Below are 6,670 nucleotides of genomic sequence, written 5' to 3'. Positions count from 1 at the left end.
GCCGGCGCCGACGGGCCGGCCCTCGCCTACGTCGACGGCTCGGCCCGGGTGGTGGACGGCGCCGGCGAGGCCTCCTATGACCGCGACTCCAAGACCGTGACGTGGGTCTTGGGCGACCTTCCCGCGGGGGAGAGCCGCACCGTCGAGTTCTCGGCGACGGTCCCCTGGGTGGGCGAGGCCACCGAGTGGGAGAACGTGGGCGTCGCCCGGTATGCCAACAACCCGCACGGGCCCGACGCCGAGCTGCCGACCGACCCGGTGAGGGTGGGCACCGACCTGGGGACGGGGGCGCTCGGGGTCTCCAAGACCGTGACCGCCGCCGACGGCTCTGAGCCCACCGACGACCAGCGCGGCGCCCGGTTCCACTTCACCGTGCGCCTGGCCCATCCCCGGGTGCCCCTGCCGGCCCAGGTGACGGTGGACTATGACGACAACGGCGCGCCCATGGGCAGTGAGACCGTGACCCTCGCCAACTACACCCAGCTCGGCGGCATGCTCGCCGTCTCGCTCTCCCACGGCCAGACGGCCACGGTGCGGGGGCTGCCCGACGGCACCTTCTACACCGTGACCGAGGACCCCGCGGAGGGCTTCGAGGCCGAGAGGGACAAGGCCAGCGGCGCCGTGGGCCTCGCCGGCGCCCAGGCGGCCTTCGTCAACAGGGCCCTGCCGCCCGACGAGCCCGACCCCGTGCTCGGCTCCCTCTCCATCGCCAAGACCGTGGCCGGGGCGGCCACCGACGACGACCGGGCCCGCGCCTNCACGTTCTCCCTGTCCCTCCTCGACGGGGAGGGCAGGCCCCTGGCGGGGAGCTTCCCGGCGACCATGGCCGACGGCTCGGCCTCGGAGGTCTCCCACGGCTCCACGTTCGCCCTGGCCCATGGGCAGCAGGTNACGGTGGACGGGCTGCCCCAGGGCACCCGCTACGCCGTGACCGAGGAGGAGACGGAGGGCTTCGAGGCGGTCTCGGTGGGCCAGGAGGGCGTCGTCCCCGGTGATGCGGAGGCCTCGGCGACCTTCGTCAACGTGCGGGAGCCCCAGGACCCCGAGCCCGGACCCGGGCCCGGGCCCGAGGAGCCCGTCGGCGACGTGGCGGTCTCCAAGACCGTCGACCCCGCCGGCGCCCAGGACGNCNACTTTGAGCGGGCCTTCACCTTTGTCCTCTCCCTGACCGACGGCGACGGGGCCCCTCTCGGCGGCACGGTGGACGCCGAGTTGCTGGACGGCGCGGACGTCTCCTCCCTCACCCTCGGCGACGGNGGCCGGTTCGAGCTGCGCNACGGCCAGGTGCTCCTGATCCACGGCCTGCCGGTGGGCACCCGCTACGCCGTGGCCGAGGAGCCGTCTGACGGGTTCACCGCCGCCGAGCCCACGCTGGAGGGGGCGGTCGAGGAGGGCTCCTCCACCGGCAGCCTCGCCTTCGTCAACCGCCGGGTGGCGCCGCCCGCCCTCAAGGTCGAGAAGACCCAGGCACCGGTGGCGGCCGACGGCACGGCCTCCGGGCTCACCTCCGACGGCCTCCAGGTGCCCGAGGGGGCCACGGTGGAGTACCGCCTCACGGTGACCAACACCGGCGAGGCGGCGGCCGAGGACGTGGAGGTGTCCGACGAGGTCCCCGCCACGGCCACCAAGACGTCGCCCGGCACCTCGGCCCCCGCCGGGACCGTGGACCTGCCCCTGACCTACGTGGACGGCTCCGCCTCGGATGGCGGCGTCTTCCGGCCGGCGGACGCCGACGGGGCGGCCCGGGTGACATGGCGCCTCGGGACCCTTGCGGGCGGTGAGTCGCGCACGGTGAGCTTCAGGGTCGCCCTTCCCGTGCCCGACGCGCCTGTCACCCCGGAGGACTCCGGTGCCGTGTGGAGCTGGCGCAACGTGGCCGTGGCCCGCTTCGCCAACAACCCCGACAACCCTGCCGACCCCTCCGATCCGCCCGCCGACATCCCCTCGAGCCCCGTGGACGTGGAGGAAGGGGAGCCGCGCCCGCTCGTGGAGATCCACAAGCACCAGCATGTGAAGGGCTCCGACGCGGGGTTCGGCCAGGAGGGCGCCGACTCGCCCCTGCCCGTGGAGCCCGGTGACACGGTGGTCTACCGGCTGCGGGTGGTCAACAACGGCGCCGGCGCGGCCCCCGACGTGGTGGTGCGCGACCCGCTCCCCGACGGCCTCGCCTACGTGGAGGGGTCCGCCTCCCACGGGGGCGTCTACGACGGGGGCGCCCGCACCCTCGTCTGGCATCTCGGCGAGCTGGCGTCCCGCGGCACCGTGGAGCTGACCTTCGAGGTGGAGGTCCCGACGGTGGCGGAGGCCACGGTCTGGCACAACGTGGCCGTGGCCGACCACGGGACCCCCGACGACCCGTCCTCCCGGGTGGAGGTGCCGCCCTCCGAGGACGTGTTCGTCGCCACCGACGTGGCCCACCTGGCCCTGAGGAAGGAGCAGTCCCTGGCCGGCGGCGCCTTCACCGCCGACCCCGTGGAGGGCCGCGGCGGCGACCTGCTCACCTACCGCCTCGCCGTGACCAACGACGGCGCGGCCGTCGCCCGCGGCGTCACGGTCACCGACATGGTGCCCCAGACCCCGGTGGAGCCGTCCGGCTCCCAGGGGCCGGCCCTCGGGTACGTGGAGGGCTCGGCCGGCATCGCGGGCTCTCCGGAGGCGGGCTCCTTCGACGTCGAGACCGGCACCGTGTCNTGGGACGTAGGCGATCTCCGGCCCGGCCAGACGGTCTTCGTCCACTTCTCCGTGAGGCTGCCCGAGGTGGCCGCGGGGGCAAAGGTCACCTGGGAGAACGTGGGCGTGGCCCGCTTTGAGAACGACCCGGCCGGCCCGGGGACCGACATCCCGTCCAACGGGGTCGAGGTGACGGTGGAGGGCGACCCCGACCCGGTGACGCCCCCCGACGAGCCTGCCCCGGCGACGGGCTCGATCGCCGTCTCCAAGACGGTGGAGGGCGGCGACGAGGGCCACCGNCAGACCGCCTTCGTGTTCGAGCTTGTGCTCACGGACGCCCAGGGTGAGCCGCTGGCCGGTGACTTTGNGTGGGAGCGCTCCGACGGCGCCTCCGGCACGGTCGCCTCCGGGGACACCCTCGAGCTCTCCCACGGCCAGATAGCGGTGGTGGGCGGACTGCCGGAGGGCNCCCGCTGGACCCTCACCGNGCNCGAGGCCGAGGGCTTCTCGGCCAGGGAGCCCTCCCTCGGGGGCGAGGTCCCTGCCGGGGGCGTGGCCACGGCGGTGTTCGTGAACGNNGTGGACGAGGACCCGGGCGAGCCCGATGACCCGAATGGCCCCGATGACCCGGGCGGCCCTGAGGGCCCGGGCGATCCGGGCGAGCCGGAAGATCCTGGCAAGCCCGATGACCCTGAGGGTCCAGATGACCCGAACGGGCCCGAGGATCCTGAGGGGCCGGATGACCCGGCCGCGCCCGATGACCCGGGTGAGCCGGGCGCACCCGACGGGCCCACGGGGACCCCGGACGGTCCCGGGCCCGGGGCGAGCCGTCCGACGGCAGGGGCAGGGGGCCGGTCCACCGGTGCCGCCCGCATCGCCTCCACCGGCGACGTCGGGGCGCCCGTCCTCGGGCTGGCGCTCGCCGCCGCGGTCGTGGCCGCGGGTCTCGTCCGGGCCGTTCGCCGCTGACGTCCCGGCCGGCGGCGCCCGCCCGTCGAGAGGTACCAAAACGGGGCCGCGCCCGCAGTCAACCTGCGGGCGCGGCCCCGTTCCCATGGGGGTGCGGCCGGGCTACGCGCCCACGACCTCCAGGTCCTTGGGGTGGTGGTTGAGCACCTGCGACCCGTTCTCGGTCACGCACACGAGGTCCTCGATGCGCACGCCGAACCTCCCGGGCAGGTAGATGCCGGGCTCCACCGAGAAGCACATGCCGGGCTCCACGGGGGCCGTGTGGGCGCTGGAGACGTCGCCGGGCTCGTGGACCTCCAGGCCGATGGAGTGGCCGGTGCGGTGGGTGAAGTACTCGCCGTACCCGGCGCGCTCGATGACCTCGCGGGCGGCGCGGTCGATGGCGGCGAAGCTCACGCCCGGGGCCGCCACCTGCTCGGCCTCGGCGTTGTCGGCCTCCACGGCCTCGTAGACCCGGCGGAACTCCTCGTCCGGCTCGGCTCCGAAGAAGAACGTGCGGGTCATGTCGGCGCAGTAGCCGCCCAGACGGCAGCCCACGTCGAAGAGCGCCACCATGCCGGGCTCGAGGGCGGTGCCGTCGGGCTCGTGGTGCGGGTCGGCGGCGNTGGCGCCGAAGGAGACGATGGGGTCGAAGGAGTTGCCGTCGGCGCCGAGGNGGCGGTACTCACCCTCGAGGGCCTCGGCGATCTGCCGCTCGGTCACGCCGGTCTTGAGCTGGTCCTTGAGCCAGTCCATGGCGCGGTCGTTGACGGCCGAGGCGGCGGCCATGGCCTCGCGCTCGTCGGCGTCCTTGCGGGCGCGGGCGTCGTCCACGGCCGAGGAGGCCAGGCGGAACGACGACGCGGCGCCGGCCTCCATGAGGGGAAGCAGCCAGCGGGCCTCCATGGTGCGGTCGATGCCGAGGGGTGCCTCGGCGATGGTNACCTGGGCAAGGGACGCCACGGGGTCGTCGGTGTCGTAGAGCGTGACCACGTTGGGCACGCAGTCGCCGGGGTCGGGGAACAGGCGGTTGACAAAGAGCACGGGNTCNNAGTCCACGGCCAGGTAGAGGGCCTCGAAGCGCTCCATCGGGTCGTTGTCGTAGCCGGTGAGGTAGGCGATGGAGACCGGGTCGGTGACCACGGTCTGGGTGAGGCCGAGGTCGCGCAGGTTCTGGCGCACCCGGTCCAGGCGCTGGACGTTCANGGGCTTCCTTTCTCGAGNCNTNTNAGGNGTNCGTGCCCGTTTCGCCCGACTGTACGCTCTCTGTGAGGGCCCTTCCTCCCAAAAGCAAAACCAGATAGTATAAGTCACCGCACATTCAATATTGGCTGGATTCTGTCTCGACGCCACCCATCCGGTGAGCGNCGTCTCAGAGCCGGCGTTTGGAGTAACAGGCATGGAGAACGAGATCCCGTCCGTCAACCGCGTCGACCAGATCCACGAGGAGTTGGCATCGCTCACCGGGAGCCGCATCCGGGTCCGCGCCAACATGGGCCGCTCGCGCATCGTCGAGCGCACCGGTACCCTCGTCTCGGCCCACCCCTCCCTCTTCATGGTGGAGGTCGAGGAGCGCCGCGGCCGCATCGCGCGCCAGAGCTACCAGTACGTCGACGTCCTCACCGGCTCGGTGGAGCTGTTCGACACCGAGAGCGGCGAGCCCATCTTCGACTTCGTCGAGGAGGCCTAGGGGCGACGCCCGTCGGCTAGACTTCAGGGGCGCGGGCCGGCGGGTCCGTGCCCCTTTTCCGTGTGCAGTCGAGAGGAGCCGCCGTGGCCCTGCCCCAGATCGTCGTCACCACGCCCGCCAAGGTCAACCTCTACCTGGGCGTGTCCACGGAGCGCACGCCCNGCGGGCTCCACGCCGTCCGCACCGTCATGACCGCGGTGGACCTCGTCGACACCCTCACCCTCCAACCGGCGAGCACCCTGGAGGTGGCGTGCGTGCCGTNCGTGCGCTGCGCCCCCCGCGACAACCTGGCCGCACGGGCGGCCCTCGTCCTCTCGGAGTCGATCGACCGCGTGCCCGACGTGCGCATCGTCATCGACAAGCGCATCCCGTCCCAGGCCGGCCTCGGCGGCGGGTCGTCCGACGCCGCGGCCACGCTCGTGGCCCTGGCGAGGCTCTGGGACCTCGACCCCGCCGGCCCCGAGGTGGTGGGGGCGGCCCGCGCGGTGGGCGCCGACGTCCCGTTCTTCCTCTACGGTGCCCCGGCCCTCATGGGGGGCGCCGGCGACGTGCTGGAGCGCANCTTCGACCCGGTGGAGCTGCCCGTGGTGCTCGTGCGGCCCCTGGGCCCCGGCGTCGACACGGCCGAGGCCTACCGGGAGTTCGACCGCAGCCCGGTGCCCGCCGCCGACCCGGCGCCGCTCGTCTCGGCCCTCGAGGCCGGCGACGCCTGCGCCGTGCCCCTCGCCGTGGCCAACAACCTGGACCCCGTGGCCCGGCGCCTCATGCCCGCCGAGGAGGCCGTGGCCACCTGGCTCGCCGCCCGGCCGGGCGTGCTGGCGAGCCAGGTGTCGGGGTCGGGGAGCTGCGTCTTCGGGTTCTGCACCTCCCACGCCGCCGCCGAGGGCGCGGCCACCGACGCCGCCCGTCGGGGATGGTGGGCCTGCGGGACGTCCACCCGCGGGGGCGGCCCGGCGATCGTCTCGGACACCTGGCACGGGTAGGGGAGGGGGAAGGCCGAGGAGGGCTTTACCGTCCTGGGAGAAACGTGCTACACTGCACAACTGCAACGGGTTGTGGCTCAGCTTGGTAGAGCGCTGCGTTCGGGACGCAGAAGTCGCTGGTTCGAATCCAGTCAACCCGACCAGCAAAGTCGCAGGCCATCGGGGCAGCCCGGTGGCCTGCTTTGCTATGCCGCGCCGGCCGGCCCATCCGGGTCCGGCCCGCCTACCCATCTCCCACCTGAACGCGTCTGAGGGCGACCCCTTTCGCACCTGAACGCGTCTGAGGTCGGGTTTCCCCCTCCCTGAACGCGGCTGGGGGCGGATTCGGGTCGCCGGGGCGCTCGGGAGTCGCCCTCAGACGCGATCAGGTGCGGAGGAG

4 protein-coding genes and 1 tRNA gene are annotated in these 6,670 nt (G+C 73.6%); 4 read left to right on the top strand and 1 reads right to left on the bottom strand.

Translation table 11 applies throughout. From position 1 onward, the window contains the following. The coding region (locus JX283_RS06960; RefSeq protein ID WP_204829926.1) for a DUF5979 domain-containing protein at nt 1-3,639 on the top strand (3,639 nt) is incomplete at its 5' end. Between the two features lie 102 nt (nt 3,640-3,741). Here the strand turns inward: JX283_RS06960 and JX283_RS06955 are convergent. Continuing rightward, entirely contained in the window at nt 3,742-4,800 is a 1,059-nt protein-coding gene (locus tag JX283_RS06955) for a Xaa-Pro peptidase family protein (protein ID WP_239652523.1), read from the bottom strand. Between the two features lie 217 nt (nt 4,801-5,017). On the opposite strand from JX283_RS06955, the gene JX283_RS06950 reads away from it, so the two are divergent. The 3 genes from JX283_RS06950 to JX283_RS06940 all read left to right on the top strand — a co-directional run bounded on the left by JX283_RS06950 (nt 5,018) and on the right by JX283_RS06940 (nt 6,434). After that, nucleotides 5,018-5,308, top strand: coding sequence for a Veg family protein (locus tag JX283_RS06950; RefSeq protein ID WP_135978884.1), 291 nt, complete (start codon nt 5,018-5,020; stop codon nt 5,306-5,308). 83 nt (nt 5,309-5,391) lie between these two features. Continuing rightward, nucleotides 5,392-6,291, top strand: coding sequence for a 4-(cytidine 5'-diphospho)-2-C-methyl-D-erythritol kinase (gene ispE, locus JX283_RS06945; protein WP_204829924.1), 900 nt, complete (start codon nt 5,392-5,394; stop codon nt 6,289-6,291). A gap of 66 nt (nt 6,292-6,357) precedes the next feature. Beyond that, nucleotides 6,358-6,434 (top strand) — tRNA-Pro (locus JX283_RS06940). The last annotated feature ends 236 nt before the right edge of the window (nt 6,435-6,670 follow it).

It is taken from the genome of Olsenella sp. CU969 (assembly GCF_905219715.1).
Lineage (GTDB): Bacteria > Actinomycetota > Coriobacteriia > Coriobacteriales > Atopobiaceae > Granulimonas > Granulimonas faecalis.
The sequence above is the reverse complement of the archived record's forward strand: the minus strand, read 5'-3'. Positions and strand labels throughout refer to the sequence as shown.

Coding starts and splice junctions, on each gene's coding strand:
- JX283_RS06950 (WP_135978884.1), top strand. CDS start 5,018: ATGGAGAACGAGATCCCGTCCGTCAACCGCGTCGACCAGATCCACGAG.